General features: G+C 70.8%; 11 protein-coding genes. 6 read left to right on the plus strand and 5 right to left on the minus strand.

Features of this window, described 5'->3' with window-relative positions:
• Window positions 1–2,964, plus strand: a complete 2,964-nt coding sequence (locus OG496_RS05385) for an AAA family ATPase (protein ID WP_405969809.1) — start codon at window positions 1–3, stop codon at window positions 2,962–2,964.
• A gap of 3 nt (window positions 2,965–2,967) precedes the next feature.
• Here the strand turns inward: OG496_RS05385 and OG496_RS05390 are convergent, their stop codons facing one another.
• The 4 genes from OG496_RS05390 to OG496_RS05405 form a co-directional block, all read right to left on the minus strand.
• Window positions 2,968–4,206 (minus strand): SGNH/GDSL hydrolase family protein, encoded by a 1,239-nt coding sequence (locus OG496_RS05390; RefSeq protein ID WP_405969810.1) that lies wholly within the window; start codon window positions 4,204–4,206, stop codon window positions 2,968–2,970.
• Entirely contained in the window at window positions 4,203–6,578 is a 2,376-nt protein-coding gene (locus OG496_RS05395; RefSeq protein ID WP_405969811.1) for a glycosyl hydrolase family 95 catalytic domain-containing protein, read from the minus strand. Before OG496_RS05395 ends, OG496_RS05390 begins: the two co-directional genes overlap by 4 nt.
• A gap of 20 nt (window positions 6,579–6,598) precedes the next feature.
• On the minus strand, window positions 6,599–8,395 hold the full coding sequence (locus OG496_RS05400; RefSeq protein ID WP_366492375.1) for a CBM35 domain-containing protein: 1,797 nt from the start codon (window positions 8,393–8,395) through the stop codon (window positions 6,599–6,601).
• A gap of 70 nt (window positions 8,396–8,465) precedes the next feature.
• Entirely contained in the window at window positions 8,466–9,638 is a 1,173-nt protein-coding gene (locus OG496_RS05405; protein WP_366492374.1) for an ROK family transcriptional regulator, read from the minus strand.
• A gap of 135 nt (window positions 9,639–9,773) precedes the next feature.
• Here OG496_RS05405 and OG496_RS05410 point away from each other — a divergent pair, with 135 nt between their 5' ends.
• Complete coding sequence (locus tag OG496_RS05410) at window positions 9,774–10,517, plus strand: hypothetical protein (RefSeq protein ID WP_405969812.1); 744 nt, start codon at window positions 9,774–9,776, stop codon at window positions 10,515–10,517.
• Window positions 10,518–10,589: 72 nt separating this feature from the next.
• Here OG496_RS05410 and OG496_RS05415 read toward each other — a convergent pair whose 3' ends face one another.
• Window positions 10,590–12,392 (minus strand): M4 family metallopeptidase, encoded by a 1,803-nt coding sequence (locus OG496_RS05415; protein ID WP_405969813.1) that lies wholly within the window; start codon window positions 12,390–12,392, stop codon window positions 10,590–10,592.
• A gap of 304 nt (window positions 12,393–12,696) precedes the next feature.
• Here OG496_RS05415 and OG496_RS05420 point away from each other — a divergent pair, with 304 nt between their 5' ends.
• The 4 genes from OG496_RS05420 to OG496_RS05435 all read left to right on the plus strand — a co-directional run bounded on the left by OG496_RS05420 (window position 12,697) and on the right by OG496_RS05435 (window position 17,302).
• Complete coding sequence (locus OG496_RS05420; protein WP_405969814.1) at window positions 12,697–13,980, plus strand: serine hydrolase domain-containing protein; 1,284 nt, start codon at window positions 12,697–12,699, stop codon at window positions 13,978–13,980.
• A gap of 164 nt (window positions 13,981–14,144) precedes the next feature.
• Window positions 14,145–15,509, plus strand: a complete 1,365-nt coding sequence (locus OG496_RS05425) for a CAP domain-containing protein (protein ID WP_405969815.1) — start codon at window positions 14,145–14,147, stop codon at window positions 15,507–15,509.
• A gap of 66 nt (window positions 15,510–15,575) precedes the next feature.
• A complete protein-coding gene (locus OG496_RS05430; RefSeq protein ID WP_329352489.1) occupies window positions 15,576–16,253 on the plus strand; it encodes an AIM24 family protein in 678 nt (225 codons plus the stop codon).
• 89 nt (window positions 16,254–16,342) lie between these two features.
• A complete protein-coding gene (locus tag OG496_RS05435; RefSeq protein WP_405969816.1) occupies window positions 16,343–17,302 on the plus strand; it encodes a threonine/serine dehydratase in 960 nt (319 codons plus the stop codon).
• Window positions 17,303–17,396 lie beyond the last annotated feature (94 nt).

Genomic DNA, 17,396 nt, shown 5'->3' on the forward strand with positions numbered 1-17,396 from the left:
GTGACGTCATCCGTGGCAGCAGCCCCGCTCATCGGCCGGGACGAGGAACTCGCCCGCCTCGCCGGTGTGCTGGAGCGCGCCCGCGCGGGTACGGCGGGGGCGGTGCTGATCGCCGGGGACGCGGGCGTCGGCAAGACACGGGTCCTTGACGAGGTGGCGGCGCGGGCCGCGGCCGCCGGGATGACGGTCCTCACCGGGCACTGTGTCGACCTCGGTGACGTCGGTCTGCCGTATCTCCCGTTCACCGAGATCCTCGGTGTCCTCGCCGACGACGAACGCTTCGCCGCCGCCCTGGCCGCGCATCCGGCGGTCGACCGGCTGCTGGGCGCCGGTTCGGACGCGGCGCGGGACGCGGGCGGCCGGCTGCGGCTCTTCGAGGGCATCGCCGGACTGCTCGCCGACCTCTCCGACATCGCTCCCCTGCTCCTGGTCCTGGAGGACCTGCACTGGGCCGACCAGTCCTCCCGCGACCTGCTCCGCTTCCTGCTCAGCCGGGGCATCCTCCAGCGCCCGGCGGGCGGCACGCCCACCCACCGCCTCGCGGTGTTCGCGTCGTACCGCGCGGACGACCTCCACCGCCGCCATCCCCTACGGCCCCTGCTCGCCGAGCTGGTCCGGCTGCCCGCCGTGGAGCGCCTGGAGCTGCGTCCCATGGGGGACGCGGAGGTCGCCCGGCTGGTGCGCGCGCTGCGCACGGGCCCGGTGCCGGACGGCACGGTCCGCCGGATCGTCGAACGCGCCGAGGGAAACGCCTTCTACGCCGAGGAGTTGCTCGCGGCGAGCGACATGGAGGCGGGCGGTGTGCCGAGCGGTCTGGCCGACGTCCTGCTGATCCGTTTCGAGCAGCTCTCCGACACCGCCCAGCAGGTGCTGCGCACCGCCGCCGTCGCCGGACGCCGCGTCGAGTACGACCTGCTGCGTGACGCGGTCCAACTCCCGGAGGACGAGCTGGAGTCGGCGCTGCGCGAGGCCGTCGAGCGACAGCTCCTGGTCCCCGGGCACGCCGACACGTACTCCTTCCGGCACGCCCTGGCCCGCGAGGCGGTGTACGCCGACCTTCTCCCCGGCGAGCGCTCCCGGCAGCACGGCGCGTTCGCCCGCCTCCTCGCCGGGCGCGGGCATCCGGCCGAGAGCGCGGCGGAGCGCGCCCACCACTACCGCGAGAGCCACGACCTGGCCGAGGCACTGGCCGCCTCCCTGGAGGCCGCGGACCACGCCCAGCGCGTCGGCGCACCCGCCGAGGAGCTACGGCATCTCGAAACCGTCCTCGATCTGTGGTCGTCGGTGGACCCCGCGGCCCGCCCCTCGGGCGAGGGCATCGGCAGTGTGACCCTCACCCTGCGCGCGTCGGCGGCGGCCGCCCACGCGGGGGACTCGCATCGCGCGGTCGCCCTCACCCGGTCCGCGCTCGCCGGGATCGGTCAGGACACGGACTCCGAGCTGGCCGCCCGGGTCCGCTACACGCTGGCCGACAATCTCATGGGCGTCGACAGCCTCACGGCCGCGTTCGCGTACAGCAGCGAGGCGCTGGCGATGATCCCCGCCGAACCACCCTCCCGGACCTGGGTGTGGGCCGCGGCCACCCATGTGCTGGCGGCGCGTCAGGTCGGCGAGGACGAGATCGCGCTGCGGATCGCCCGCCAGGCCCTGCGCACCGCCGAGGAACTCCAACTGACCGACGCCCGGGCCGACTTGCTGATCTCCCTTGCCACGCTCGAAAAGGGCGGCCGACGCACCCGCGAGGGCCGGGAGCGGCTCGCGCAGGCACGCGAACTGGCCCGGCAGGCCGGGCACGCGCCCGTGGAGATGCGCGCCCTGTTCCATCTCGCCATCGGCAGTTTCGAGTCCGGGGACCTGGAGGAGTCGCTCCCCTGGCTCGCCGAGGGCCTGGACCGGGCCCGTCGCGCCGGGTTGCTCTCGTCGCCGTATCCGCTGGAGATGCGCTATCTCCAGCTCCTGGTGCTGTACACGCTGGGCCGCTGGGACGAGTGCGTGAAGGCGGCCGCGAGCGACGCGGACGTGCTGCCGCACGCGGGCGGCTTCACCATGGGACCCGCGCTGTATGTGGCGCTGGCGCGCGGCGACTTGGGGACGATGGGGCAGGCCCAGGCGCTGTTGGAGGGGCCGTTCGACTGGATGGCCGCGATGGTGGCGGGCATCGTGCTCACCGACGCAGCCGCCGTCCAGGGCGACCCCGAGACGGCCGTCGAGCACCTGCGTACCGCGGTCGCCGCCCTCACCGACGACTCCGGCCGGCGTCCCGACCTCACGGTCCGGCTCGCCGCCCTCGCCCTGGACGCGGTCGCCGACCGGGCCACCGCGCTACGGCTGACGGGCGACGAGGCGGGGGTGCGCCGCTGGACGGACACCGCGACGGAACTCGTCGAGCTGGCCCGGTCCGTGGCCGCCGCGGGTGGCGACGCCCGGCCCCAGGGGCCGGAAGGACAGGCGTGGCTGGCCCGCGCCGAGGCCGAGTGGACACGGGCGGCCACCGGACCGGACGCGGCGGCCTGGGAGAAGGCGGTGGCCGCGTTCGGCTACGGCGACGTCTACGAGCGGGCGCGCTGCCAATTCCGGTTCGCCGAGGCCCTGTTGGCGGCCGACCGCCGTGAGGAGGCGGCCGCCCAGGCCCGCGCGGCACGGGAGACGGCCGCCCGGCTCGGCGCCACGCCCCTGCTCGCGAAGGTGGACACGCTGATCCGCCGTGGCCGCCTCGGCGACCCGGCGCCGGACGCCGGGGACCGCCCCTCGCCGCTGACGGCCCGCGAGCGGGACGTGCTGCGGCTGCTCGCACTGGGCCGCAGCAACCGTCAGATCGGCGAGGAGCTGTTCATCACCGGCAAGACAGCGAGCGTCCACGTCTCCAACATCCTCGCGAAGCTGGGCGCCGCGAGCCGTACGGAGGCGGTGGCGATCGCCTACCGCCAGGGCCTGATCACCCCGGAGGCCACGGCGTCCGGCTGAGCCTCATTTCCCGCAGTCGAGGCTCTTGAGGTCGACCGCGTCGGCCATGGCCGCCATCCCCTTGTCATTGGGGTGCAGATGGTCGCCGCCGTCGAAGAAGGGGAGGATCCTCTCATGGTCGTAGGGGCTGCGGAGGATGTGGTCGAAGTCGGTGACGGCGTCGAACTCCCCACTGTCGCGGATGAATTGGTTGACATCCTGGCGTAGGGCCTCGGCCGCCGGGTCCCATTCGGACCAGCCCTTGAACGGGCCGACCGTGGCGCCGACGACACACTTCCCGGCCGCGTGCGCCCGCTCGATGATCTCGCGGTAGCCCGCGATCATGTCCTGGGCGGTGACGCCGGAGTGGGCCTTGATGTCGTTGACACCCTCGAAGAGGAACACGGTGCGGACACCCGGCTGGGACAACACGTCTCGCTGCAACCGGTTCAGGGCGCTCTGCCCGGCGCCGTCTGCGAGGACCTTGTTGCCGGAGATCCCTTCGTTGGCCACTCCCTTGACGGCCGTGTCGGCACGCTGGAGGCGTCGGGCGAGGTAGTCGGGCCAGCGCCGGTTGAGGTCCGACGTGGACGCCCAGCCGTCCGTGATGGAGTCGCCGAGCGTGACCACGGCACCGATGCCCGCTTTCGGCCGTACGGAGACGGCGTCGAGGTAGTACCAGGATCCGGTGGTGTCCGTCCACGCGGTGGCGCCTTCCTCGCCGGTGTGGTCGCCCTGTGTGGCGTACGACGTCTGCATGGCCATGCCGTGGCCGGTCGCCGGGCCCGCCGCGTCCGGGGTGTGGATGCTGACCACGAGGTTGGTCGCGGCGGGCACCTTGCCGGACAGCGGGTCGCTGTAGACGACCTCGCCCGCGGGGATCGTGACCGACTTGGCGCCGCCGAAGGTGAGCCGCCGGTTGGAGCCGGGGACGAGCGCGGCCCCCGACTGTTGCACACCGGCGTAGACGTCGTCGAAGGTCAGCGGCCGGTCACCGAAGGCGTTGGAGAGCCGGATCCGCAGATCGGTGCCCGCCACGCTGGTGTGGACGATCAGCCGGTAGCTGCGGTCGGCGACGCCGTCGCCCAGGTGGTCGGCGCTCGCTCCCCAGGTGATGACGCCCTTCGAGTCGTTCAAGGCCTTCACCTGTGTCTGCGTGTGCGGTTGTGCTTGCGGTTGTGCGTGTGCGGGTCCGGCCTGGAAGGCGGCGGCGAGCAGGAGCAGTGCGGCCGTGCGGCGCAGTCGTGCCCGTCCGGCGCTCACCGGGCGAAGTCCCTCAACGTGACGGATCCGCCCGGCTTGACGGTCACGGTGCGGGTCGTTCCACCGTGGGCGACGGTCGTGGTGCGACCGCCGACGCTGCGGAGCTTCACCTCGGTGGGCTTGCCGTTCTTCCAGCGCAGGTCGACGACGAAGCCGCCGCGGGCGCCGGCCCCTGTGATCGAGCCGGACTCGGCCCAGGCGTCCGGGAGGGCCGGCAGGAGTTCCAGATGGCCGGGGCGGGAGTACAGGAGCATCTCGGTCACGGCCGCCGGGGTGCCGAAGTTGGCCTCGATCTGGAAGATACCGCGGCCCTGTTCCACCTCGTAGATGTCGAAGAGGTTGAAGGCGGTGCCGTTGGTGCCGTTCTCGGACGGGCGGAGGTTGTTGACGACCAACTGGTAGGCGTTGTCGGCGTTCTTGAGACGCGACCAGCACAGGCTGCGCCAGGCGTTGGCCCAGCCGAAGTTGTTCATGCCGCGCGCGGTGAGCAGGGCGGTGGCGCCGTCGACGATGTCCTTCGGGGTGGAGCCGTCGGGACGGATCCGGTCGCCGGGGAACAGGTTGATCAGCGGGGACAGGTGGCGGTGGGTGGTCTCGCCGAGGTTGTCGGGCGACATCCACTCCTCCAGCCAGCCGGACTTCGGGCTCACCTCGGGCAGGTACAGACGCCTGCGTAGTCCCGAGATCGTGCTCGCGTACCCGCTGTCCCGCTTCAACTCCGCCGAAGCGGTGGCGTAGTTGCCGAAGAGGGTCCACACCACTTCCTGGGCGTAGGTGTTGCCCCTGGCGTCCTGCGGACCCTGCTCGGGCGACCAGTCGTGGTCCGCGACCAGTACCTCCTTGCCGTTGTCCAGGGTGGTGGTGACCAGCCGTGCCTCCCAGAACTCGCAGGCGCCCTTGAGGAGGGGGTAGATCTTCTCCAGGTGGGTGCGGGAGTGCGTGAACTCGTAGTGCTCCCAGAGGCTGTTGCTCAGCCAGGCGTTGCCCGCCGGGTGCCACCACCAGCCGAGCCCGCCATAGGGGTTGGTGGAGAAGGCGACGGTCCAGCCGGCGACCTTCCCGCTGGTGTTGCGGAACCGGTTGCGGGAGTCCTGGAACAGCCTGCCGGTCAGCTCGGTCCAGTCCTTCACCTGGGTGACGCAGTAGTCGGTGAACGCGTCGAAGCACGAGGACAGGCCCACCCGGTCGGCCATCCAGTAGTTCATCTGGATGTTGATGTCGGTGTGGTAGTCGCCCATCCAGTCCGGGTCGTTGCCGTCCAGCCACACTCCCTGGAGGCCCATGGGCAGGCTGCCACGCGATGCGGCGACCATGAGGTAGCGGCCGAACTGCACGTAGGCGGCTTCGAGTTCGGGGTCGGGCTCGCCGCTCGTGGCGCGCAGCTGGATGCGCTCCCAGGTGTCGAGGGCGCGCTGGTCGGCGGTCGACTCGCCGAGCGAGAGGCCGAACGTCCCGAAGGCCGCGCGGTGGTCGGCGACATGGGTGCGCAGCAAGGTGTCGGCCGAGTACCCGGCGGCGGCACGGACCTTGGTGCGGGCGAGCTTCTGCGGGTCGGCCTTGGGGTCGCGGTAGCCGTGGGCGGGGTCCGGCGCGTAGTTGGTGCCGCCGCTGACCACGACGGTCAGGTCCTTGCAGCCGGAGAAGGTGATGTTCGCGCCGCTGACCGTGACCCGGCCGCCGCTGCCGTAGGCGGTGACGGCGGCCCCGTACTTCAGGCCGTTGGCGAACGTGGCGCCGAAGGAGGTCGCGGCGGCCTCGCCGTGCGTCCCCTCCAGCGTGACCGTGCCGGTGTAGCGTCCGCCCCCGTTCTGGCTGAAGTGGAGGACGATCGCGTCGTCGGGGCGGCTGGAGAAGATCTCCCGCTGGTACGTCACCCCCGAGCGGACGTAGGAGGCGCCCACCACGCCCCGGTCGAGGTCGAGGGTGCGGCGGTAGCCGGAGACGGCGCCCAGGTCGTGGTCGGGGATGTCCACCGTGAGCTTGGCGAGCAGGGTCAGGGACCCGAAGTCGGCTCGGCCGTAAGGGAATTGGCCGTCGGAGTCGAGCGTGTCGTTCAGGCCGCCGGTCCACATGGTGGCGTCGGTGACGAGAAGAACCTCGTGGCCCGAGTCGTTGCTCGCGAGGGCGCCGAGGCGGCCGTTGCCGACGGGCAGACCCTGTTCGATCATCGAGGTGTCGCCGGCGGGGGCCTGCCACCACAGCGTGTTGGGCGAACCGCTGCCGCCGTAGGCCGAGTTGTCGTCGGCCGAGGCGTCGGGGCGCTGCGGTGCGGCCGAGGCGGTGAAGGTCGGGAGGGCGGCCAGGGCGCCGGTCGCGGTGGCGAGGGCGAGCAGGTCGCGTCTGGGCAGCAGGGGGGACGGTTCGGGGTTCATTGCGGCTCCTGGTGGCTCGGTCAGGCCGACGTGGGGACGTCGATGCGGTCGATGTCCGGCGCGTAGCCCGAACCGCTGTCGAAGGTGATCGTGTTGGCGCCCGCCTTCAGGGTCACCGGCACGCTGACCGTCCCGACGGTCCCCCAGTCGCCGGTGGACGGGAACTTGTGGCTGGTGGCGGCGTTGCCGTTGGAGGAGATGCTCGCCGAGCGGGAGTCGCCGCTGACGTAGGCGACCTTCACCTGGTAGGTGCCGGCCTTGGCGACGACGACGTTGTTGACGGTGAGCTTGCCGCCGACGTAGAGGTTGCCGACCTTCTTGCCGCCGGAGCAGGCCGAGCAGTCGGCGATGTTGGCGTTGCCGGAGAGGGTGTTGGTGGTCGCCTCGGCCTCGTAGGCGGTCGTGGTGACGGCGCTGCCGTGCGGGGTGACGGTGAAGAGGCGGGAGCCGTGGGCGGGCAGGGCCTCGGTCACCTTGCCGGTGAAGTTGCCGAGGTCCTCGTGGTTCCAGAGGTCACGGACGGCGGCCTTGCCGGTGAAGCCGAGGGTCGTCCAGTTCGCGGAGACGGCGGCGGGGGCGTCGGCGAGGTTGAACAGGGCGACGGTGTAGGTGCCGTTGGGGTTCTTCGCGGCCCACACCTGCTGGGCGTCGGACGGGGTGACCGGGCGCGCGGGCGGTGCGTCGCTCTGGTCGACGCCGATGACCTCACGGTTGGTGAGCAGCGAGAGGCCGTAGTCGTCGAGGCGGGTGAGGTCGTCGCCGGTGAAGAGCGGGGACTTGGCCACGGCCCAGAGGGTCGCGTAGCTCTGGCGTTCCGCCTTGGTCAGGCCGTCCATGGCGCCGCTGCCGACGTCGAGGGAGTCGAGGTCGTTCCAGCCGCCGGGGCCTGCCTGGCCGGTCCAGGCCGGGGTGTCGTCCCAGCGGTCGTCGACCGAGTTCTCCCAGCTGACAAGGGTGTTGCAGTAGCACTCGACGTCGGTGTCGATGCGCCAGCCGTTGGAGTACTTCTTCCAGTCGGCGGCGTGCCCGTAGTCCAGGGACCAGGAGAGTTCCAGGTGGATGGGGCGTCCGACGGCGGTGATGGCCTTGTTCCAGGCGGCCACATCGGCAACGTTGTCGTATTGGTCGCCGCTCTTTCCGGACCCCGGGCCGACACCGTCGAGCTTGAGGAAGTCGTAGCCCCAGTCGGCGATCAACTGGGCCTGCGAGTCAATGTACTTCTGGGTGCAGGGCCGCGAGAAGTCGAGCTTGTACGAGCTGTCCCAGCCGTTGGTGGTGCGCAGGTCGCTGTAGACGATGTCGGCGGTGGTGCAGCCGTCGGCGTTCCAGATGGGCGTCTTGCCGTCGTTGTAGGCCTCCTTCTCCAGGCCCGCCGGCAGGTAGATGCCGGCCTTGAGGCCCTTGGAGTGGATGCGGTCGGCGACGGCCTTCATGCCGCTGGGGAAACGTTTCGGATCAGCCTTCTGGCGGCCGTACTGGTCGTACTCCGGCGTCCAGTCGTTGGCGCGCCACCAACCGGCGTCGATATTCACGTAGTTGTAGCCGTACTTCTTCAACTTTGAGGCCAGCGCGTCCGTCTGCTTGGTGACGTTCGCCTCGGTGAGGTAGCTGTAGTCGCCGTCCGGGTTGAGGCCCGGGTACTTGGACGACTGCATGCTCCAACTCGACCAGCCCATATAGGGCTTGGCCGCGACAGCCGTGGCGGTGTCCGCCGTGGGGGTGGCCGCCTGCGCGGCGGGGAGGTAGGTGGCGAAGCCTGCGGTGAGGGCCAGGACCACCGTGGCTCTCAGGGCACGGACGGGCGTGAGGGAGTACATCGTCGGGCTCCTCGTGCGGGTAGGAGTGTGGCGGGCATAGAGGGGGGCGTGGGTGCGTGGGGCGTGCGGGCTAGTCGGCGGCTCGGATGAAGGACTGGATCGCGGTGGCCGCGGCTCCGCGCGCCCACTCGTCGAAGGGCAGGGGACGGGTGTGTACGTCACACCGGGCGGCGGAGCCGAAGGCGGCGGCGGCGAAGGAGTCGCGGATCTGCTCGGCGAACAGGTCGTAGGCGGCCAGGCCCTCGCCGGAGATGATCACGCGTTCGGGGCCGAACAGGTTGACCACGGTCGCGATGCCCCGGCCGATGGCCTCACCGGCCCGCGCGTACACCTCGCGCGCTCCGGCGTCGCCCCGGTGGGCGAGGGCCAACGCCTCGGCGGTGTCGGCGACTTGGACGCCGGTGACCTCGCGGATACGGGCGACGATCGCGGCGTCCCCGGCGATCGCCTCGACGCAGCCGCGGTTGCCGCAGTGGCACAGGGGGCCGGCGGGGTCGACGACCACGTGCCCGATCTCCCCGGCCACCCCGTGGGCGCCCGCGACGACCTGGCCGTGCACGACGAGTCCGCAGCCGATGCCGGCGCCGACGGTCACCACGGCGAAGTCCGTGAGACCCGCGCCGGCGCCGAACCACTGCTCGGCGACGGTCAGCGCGCGTACGTCGTTGTCGACGGTGACTGGCAACCCCGTTGTCATGGCGGCCAGTTCGGCCAGAGGTACGTCACGCCACTCCAGGAACGGCGAGTAGCGGACGACCCCTTCGCCGCGGTCCACGTCCCCGGAGACCGCGAGGCCGAGGCCGAGCACCTGGATGCCCAAGTCGTCCGCCTCGGTGCGGAGTTCCTGGGCCAGGTCCGCGATGGACGCCAGTACCGCCTTGGGGTCGTGGTCGGTCAGCGGCACATGGCGGGCGACGCGGATGCGGCAGCACAGGTCGGCGAGGACGCCGATGATCTCGTCGCCGGTCACCTTGACCCCGATGAACAACGCCCGTCCGCCGTCGACCCGGACGAGGTTGGCGGGCCGCCCGAGCGCCGGGGGCGCGTCCTGGTCGGCGCCCTCCGCCAGGTACCCGGCCTCCATCAGCGGCCGGACCGCCTTGGTCACGGCGGCCGCAGACAGCCCCGCCCGGCGGGCCACCTCAAGTCGGGTGAGGGGGCCGTGGGACAGCACGGTCGTGAAGACCTGTGAGACGGCCGGCGTGTGGGCCGGGAACGACTCGGTACGGGGGATCGAGCGCATGGCGGGAACCTAGATCCCTTCTTTTCCGTCGTCAATAAAAGAAGCAGGATTGGTCGAAGCCAAGTTGTGAGTCGCCTGAGCGGAGCTGATGCCTGCCGAGGCCCGATTGTCAGTGCCGGGCGGCACAATCGCCGTATGACGACGATCGATTGGTCCGAGCTGACCCACGCCTACGGCAGCGCCGAGAACATCCCGGGCCTGTTCGCGCGCCTCGGGGGCGCCGAGGACGAGGACGTGTGGCAGGAGCTGTGGGGCTCGCTGTGCCACCAGGGCTCGGTGTACGACGCGAGCTGGGCGGCGATGCCCGTGCTCACCGACATCGCGCTCGGCCGGGCGCCGGGCGGGGCGATACAGGCGGTCACGATGGCCGGGCTGATCACCACGGACCCGGACGAGGAGTGCCGTGCGCGGCACGCGCGCGAGATAGCCCAACTGCTGGATGTGGCAAGGGTGTTGCGCGCCGACCCGGGGCAGGACGCGCACACCTTCGTCTATCTCCAGATGGCCGTGCTCGCCTTCGAGGACGACGGCGGGGTGTGGGCCGAGGCGCTGGAGGGGGTGAACAGCGAGGAGTACGACCTGGAGTGCCCCGAGTGCGAGGAGGGCCTGTTCGTCGCGTTCGGTTCGTACGGTGTCTTCACCTCGGCTGGCGACTATGTGACCGGCGCCGACAAGGAGGCCACGGAGGGGCGCACGGAACTCGTACCCGCCACGCCCGACCTGCTCGACGGCATCGGTGCGCGGCTGCACGGGGAGGCGGTCGCGTTCGGGCAGACGGAGGTCGCGACGGCGTTGACGTACGTGTTCGGGAAGGCCAGTTGCCCTTCCTGCGAGGCCGTGTTCACGGTGTCCGAGGAGGTCGAGAAGCAGTGGATCTGAGGAGGTCGGCAAGCAGCGGGCCGAGGCCGGGCGTCCGGGTGCCCCGCTCGTGGCAGGGCACCCGGACGGTCATCAGTGCCTGGCGGCAGGGGTGTTGGCGACCGTGACGTTCACGGCGGCCCAGGCCTGGTCGACGGTCTTGTACGCCGTGCTGTTCGCGCCGTAGAGGTCCGCCGCGGCCTTCAGCGTCGCGAGGCGCGCGTCGTGGAAGTCGGTGGTGGACACCATGTAGCGGGTGAGCGCGCGGTAGAAGATCGCCGTGGCCTTGGTGCGTCCGATGCCGGTGACCGTCGAACCGTCGTAGGTGGGCGAGTCGTAGGCGAAACCGCCGATCGTCTTGCTGCCGCTGCCCTCCGCGAGGAGGTAGTACGCGTGCGAGGAGACCCCGGAGCCGGCGTGCACCTCGGCGTCGTACGTCTGCGGCGACCAGTAGTCGATCGTGCCCTCCAGCTTGTCCAGGGAGGGGTGGTCGAGGCGGCGCAGGAACTTCTGGGCGAGGCCGAGCTTCTCGCCGATCAGGTAGTTCGGCGGGTTCTTCGCGTTGTTGGCGCTGAACTCGACGTTGGAGCCGAAGATGTCCGCGAGGGACTCGTTCAGCGAGCCGGCCTCGCCGTACTGGTTGCCGTCCGCGTCGACGCGGGTGGGCTCCAGTTTGGCGGTGGCGTCCACGACGCCGTGGGTGAGTTCGTGGCCGGTGACGTCGAGGACGACGAGCGGCTTCTTGAACATGTCCCCGTCGCCGTCGCCGTAGAGCATGCAGCCGCAGGTCGAGTCCCAGAAGGCGTTGGCCACCTTGTCGCCGAAGTGGACCATGCCGCGGGCGGCCTTGCCGTTGTTCGCTATGCCCTTGCGGCCGAAGGTCTTCTTGTAGAAGTCCAGCGTCTTGGTGATGCCGTACTGGGCGTCGACGGCGGCGCTGTCGCGGTGTGAGACCGCGCCGTTGCCCCACTTGTCGGTGGTGCTGGTGAACTTCTTGCCCTGCGCGAAGTTCTCCAGTTCCTTCCCCTTGGCGTCGCGGGTCTCGGTGCCCCAGCGCGTCGGGTCCTTGAGGAGGTAACTGGTGCGTGCCGTGCGGGTGGTGGTCAGCGGCACCTTGCCGACGAAGAGGGAGGTGCCGGTGCCCGAGGCGGTGACCGGGTAGTGGACCGCGCGGCTCGCGGCGGCTGCCGCGAGGGACCTCGGCTCTACGGCGGTACCGGTCGCCGGGTCCAGGGTCTCGCCGCGCTCGCGCAGGGTGTCGAGCAGCTTGGGCGAGAGGAACTCGTCGCTGTCGGGGGTGTTGCTGCGGACCTTGCCGGTGACGGCGTCGACGACGACGGTCCGGGTGCCGGTGGCCTCGGCGGTGCTGCTGTCGCTCACGGGTATCTGGTAGGCGAGGGCGGCTCCCCCGTCCCGGGCGTCCACCACGAGGTGGGCGGTGCCCGCGTCACCCTTGCCGACGGCGGCGGCCTTCGCCTCGGCCTGACCGGGCGTCAGCCTGGCCTGCGTGGTGGCGGGTCTGACGCTCTGCTCGGCCGCCCGGGTCACACCGGTGTAGGCCAGGCTGTGGGACAGATGGACGACGAGGTCGCCGCCGAGGACCGGCATGCCCTGGTGCGTGCGTATGAACCGCACATGCCGTGCGCCCTCGGGATCGATCATCACGTCCTGGGCCCGGAGTCCGTCGCCCCGCGTGACACCGGTCGCCGACGCGTGCGCGAACGCTGCGGCACGCGCGGCCGTGACGACGGACGCGGCACTGGTGCCGGTGTCGGTCGAGGCCGTCGCACGGTCCGTCCCGGTGGCCGGTCCCGCGAAGGCCGTGCCGGCCAGCCCCGTGGCGGCCGTCGTCACGGCGACGGCGACCGCCAGGCTGCGTATGTGGGGTCCACGCATGGATGAGGGCTCCTCCGTACGAAGGCGGCCGGGATCACCAACCGCCTTGAGACAGGGCGCGGTTGAACGCGCCCACGGGGCTGGTCGGGCCCCGAACCGAAACCCTCACGCATCCACCATGTACATGTAAAGCCGAAATGAACGGTTTTCGAGGCTTTCATGGCAATACTTGGCAAATCCGTATCGCTCAGTGATCAACGAATGACCAACTGTGCGCCAGCTGTGGAGATGTGACGGGACGCGAGAAGGTTGCCTCGCGCCACTGTGATCGATCTCGCATACCGAGAAAACGGGAGAGAACCGGATGGTCTCAAGAACGGTGCGCAGGGCCACGGCGTCGGCGGCGGCACTGCTGACGCTCGCGGCGGTACCGGCGCATGCCGCGACCCACGAGTCGGACACCACGCGAACCAGCAGCACAGCACCGCTTCCGGCCCCCGACGCGGCGGGACTTCCCGCCCCCGACATGGCGAGCCTCCGTGCCGTCCTGCGCACGCTGACGGCACAGGGCGCGCCCGGGGCGATCGCCCGCATCGACGACCACGGCACCGTCCACACGGCCGCCGCGGGCATCGACGACCGCACGACACGCCGGGCCATCGGCAACGCCGACCGCTTCCGCATCGGCAGCATCACCAAGTCGTTCTCGGCCGTCGTCCTGCTCCAACTGGCCGACGCCCACAAGCTGAACCTGGACGCCTCGGTCGACCACTACCTGCCCGGACTGCTGCCCGACCAGCGCATCACTGTGCGCCACGTCCTGAGCCACCGCAGCGGCCTGTACGACTACACGAACTCCATGTTCGCCAGCTCGGTCTCCGGCTTCGAGGCCGTACGCGACAAGGTCTTCACGTACCGCCAGCTGGTGCAGCTGTCCCTCAAGCACGCGCGCACCAACGCGCCGGGCGCCGCCTACTCGTACTCGAACACCAACTTCGTCGTCGCCGGGATGCTCATCGAGAAGCTGACGGGCCACTCCGTGGGCACCGAGTACCGCGACCGCATCATCAAGCCGCTCAAGCTGCGCGACACCTTCTACGTCCACCCGGCCACGAAGATCCCGGGCCGGTACGCCCACGGCTATCTCACCCCGGACCGCGCGGGCGCACAGCTCGTCGACGCCACGAACCAGACGGTCTCCTGGGCGCAGAGCGCGGGCGCGGTCATCTCGACCACCCACGACCTGAACACCTTCTTCTCCGCCCTGCTCGGCGGCAGGCTCACCTCCGCCGCCCAGCTCGCGCAGATGGAGCGGTGGATCCCGGTCAACAGCACCACGCGCTACGGCCTCGGGCTACGGCGCCGCGATCTGTCCTGCGGTGTCTCGGTGTACGGCCACACGGGCGCGGTCCAGGGTTTCTACACCTACTCCTTCACCTCGAAGGACGGCCGCCGCAGCCTCACCGCCCTGGCCAACACCTCCAACAACGGCACGGTCCTGAACACGATGGCGCGCACCCTGGAATCGGCGTTCTGCGGCAAGCGGACGAAGGCGATCCAGAGCTCGCCGCTCACGGGCCGAGGCTCCTACGTCACCGAACGGAACGTGGCCTACGAGGACATCGCACCGGGGGTGGCACGGGACTGAGGACGCGGTGGGGGTGGGGGGTGAGCTGCATCGCCCTCCCGCCCCCGCCTCCTCACGTGGGAACCCTCGCGCCCTGGCGGGACGTTGAGTGGAGGACGAAGTCCCCCACCGAGGAAGGCCCTCGGGGAAGTCCCCCACCGGGCACGAGCAGCGAGGGCGGTGCCATGAACGAGCTGGTGCCGGGCGGCAATCTGCCCCTTCCGGGCGGCGCCCTGACCCTGTGGGTGCCCGGTCCCTTCGACGTGTCGGCACTGATCACCGACGAGAGCGGCAAGGTCGGCGGCGACGCGGACTTCGTGTTCTACAACCAACCGACGGCACCCGGAGCGCGGTTGCGGGACGACACCCTGACCATCGACCCGGCCCGCCTGCGCCCCGGCGCCGCGCGGGTCACCGTCGTCATCAGTCCCGCCGATCCCGGCACCCCCTTGGGCCGCCTGCCCGCACCGACCCTCCACGTGACCAACCCCGGTGGCCAACCCCTCACCCGCTTCACCCCGTCACGCCCCCAGCGGGAAACCGTCCTGCTCCTGGCCGAGCTGTATCGACGTGGCACCGGCTGGAAGCTGCGCGCGCTGGGACAGGGCTACGCCGATGGACTCGCCGGGATCGCGCGGGACTTCGGCGTGGACCTCGTCGAGGACGCGACTCCTGCTCCTGCCGCTGTGCGATCGGCCTTCATACCCGCACCTCGGTCGACACCCTCAACCGGCCCCCACTTCAACTCGCCCTCCCCCACCTCGCCGGCCACCGACCCCACCGGCTTCCTCACCCTCGCCAACTCGGCCCGCGCCAACGCCGGTTCACCGCCCGTCGCCCTCGACCACCGGCTCACCTCCGCGGCACAAGCCCACGCCTCCGACATGGCCGCCGCCGGACACCTAAGCACCGAGAGCCGCGACGGCACCTCCGTGTACCAGCGCGTCACCCAAGCCGGTTACACCTACCTCATCATCGGCGAGCATCTGGTCTCCGGGCCGCGCACCCCCGCCGATTTCGTCGACTACTGCCTGCGTACCGAGAAGGCCCGCCGGACGCTGCTGGAACGGGACTTCACGCACGCGGGCTTCGCCCAGGCCGTCGACCCCCGCTCCGGTGACGTCTACTGGACGGCGTTGTGGGCAACGCCGCTCACCGCCGGCAACCTGGCCCGTACGGCGGCGGAGGTCGTCGAGCTGACCAACGCGGAGCGCGCCAGGGCCGGGCTGCGCGCACTCGCCGTAGACCCCCTGCTCGCCGCCGCCGCGCAGGCGCACAGCACCGACATGGTGGTCCGTGCCTTCTACTCGCACACCTCCCCCGACGGCTCGCAGCCCTGGGACCGGGCCGCCGCCGCGGGTTCGCGCAGGCGCACGATCGGCGAGAACATCGCCTGCGGTCAGCGGTCGGCCGCCGAGGTCGTGGAGGGGTGGATGAACAGCCCCGGCCATCGCGCCAACATCCTCAAGCCGGACTTCACCCACATCGGCATCGGCTTCGCGGGCGGTGGACAGACGGGGACGTACTGGACGCAGCTCTTCGGCGCCTGACCTCGCGGGACGGTCGTCCCGTCCGCGATCTTGTCGGAATGAGATCTTCCGGGACAGGATGCCCGCATGAAGGGTGATCTGTTTTCCAGTGAGCACATGGTGCAGCCGGCCACCGCGCCGGGCATGACAGTCGAGAATGCCAAGTGCATCAGGTACGCGGTCAACGGCGAGATGCTCGCCCGCCAGGGGGCGATGATCGCCTACCGCGGCAACCTCCAGTTCGAGCGCAAGGGCCAGGGCGTGGGCGGCATGCTCAAGCGCGCCGTCACCGGTGAGGGGCTGCCGTTGATGGCGGTGCGCGGCCAGGGTGAGGCGTGGTTCGCGCACGAGGCGCAGAACTGTTTCGTGGTCGAGATCGACCCCGGTGACGAGTTCACGGTCAACGGCCGCAACGTGCTGTGTTTCGACGCCTCGTTGTCGTACGCGATCAAGACGGTGAAGGGTTCCGGCATCGCGGGCGGGGGTCTCTTCAACAGTGTCTTCACCGGGCAGGGCAAGCTGGGTCTGGTCTGCGAGGGCAACCCGCTGGTCATACCGGTCTCGCCGCAGTATCCGGTGTTCGTCGACACGGACGCGGTGGTCGGCTGGTCGGCCCATCTCCAGACCTCGCTGCACCGTTCGCAGTCCATCGGCTCGATGCTGCGCGGCGGTTCCGGCGAGGCCGTCCAACTCATGCTCCAGGGCGAGGGGTTCGTCGTCGTACGCCCCAGCGAGGAGACCCCGCAGAAGGCGCAGCAGCACTGAGGACTGAAACGTGTTGACCTGCGCGTCCTTTCCGCGTCAGGGTCGAACCGGCACGGGTCACCTGTCCCCGTGCCGGAAGGATGACTGCCTTGATCGGCATCTCGGAGATCGAAGCCGCCGCCGAGCGGATCGCCGGACACGTCGTACGCACCCCGACCCTGGAGAGCTTCGGGCTCTCCGAGCTGCTCGGTGTCCCGGTCACGACGAAGCTGGAGCTGTTGCAGCGCACCGGTTCCTTCAAGGCGCGCGGGGCGACGGCGAAGCTGCTGTCGCTGAGCGAGGGCGAGTTGGCGGCCGGAGTGGTCGCGGTCAGCGGCGGCAATCACGGGATCGCGCTCGCGGTCATGGCGGCGGCGCTCGATGTGAAGGCGACGGTGGTCATGCCGCGTTCGGCGCCGGCGCGGTCCGTCGCTCTGGTGGAGGCGGCGGGCGCGTCGCTGCGGCTGACCGACGACATGCCGAGCGCGTTCGAGCTGGTGAACCGGTTGCGGGACGAGGGGCTGACCCTGGTCCACCCGTTCGACGACCCGGTGGTGATCGCCGGGCAGGGCACGGTCGGGCTGGAGTTCGCACAGGACGCGGGTGAACTCACCGACGTCCTGGTCAGCATCGGCGGCGGTGGCCTGATCGCCGGCGTCGCCGCCGCCCTGCACGCCCGGCGGCCCGGGATCCGGGTCTGGGGCGTGGAGACCGAGGGCGCCGAGGCCATGTCCGCGGCGCTCACGGCGGGCGGCCCGGTGTCGGTCACGCCGTCGTCGATCGTGACCACGCTCAGCGCGCCGGCCGTGTCGCAGCTGACGTACGACCACGTGTCGGCCCTCGTCACCGAGGTGCTGACCGTCCCGGACCGGGACGCCGTGCAAGGGTGTCTCGACCTCGCCGAGCATGCCAAGGTGTGGACCGAGCCCGCCGCGGGCTGTCTGCTGCCCGCCGCCCGGCAGGTGCTGGAGCGGGTCGGCGACGGCGCCCGGCTCGGCCTCGTGGTCTGCGGGGGCAACGCGACGGTCGGGGAGATCGCGGCCTGGTCGGAGGGCTTCGGGTTGCGCTGACTTCGCGTCAACTCCCTTCGTCCACAGGATCGTTGACGGACTCGTTGACAGATTCCCTTGACTACGTTGTCGACAAACACCGGCGTATTCGTGG

It is taken from the genome of Streptomyces sp. NBC_00988 (assembly GCF_045162645.1).
Taxonomy (GTDB): domain Bacteria; phylum Actinomycetota; class Actinomycetes; order Streptomycetales; family Streptomycetaceae; genus Streptomyces.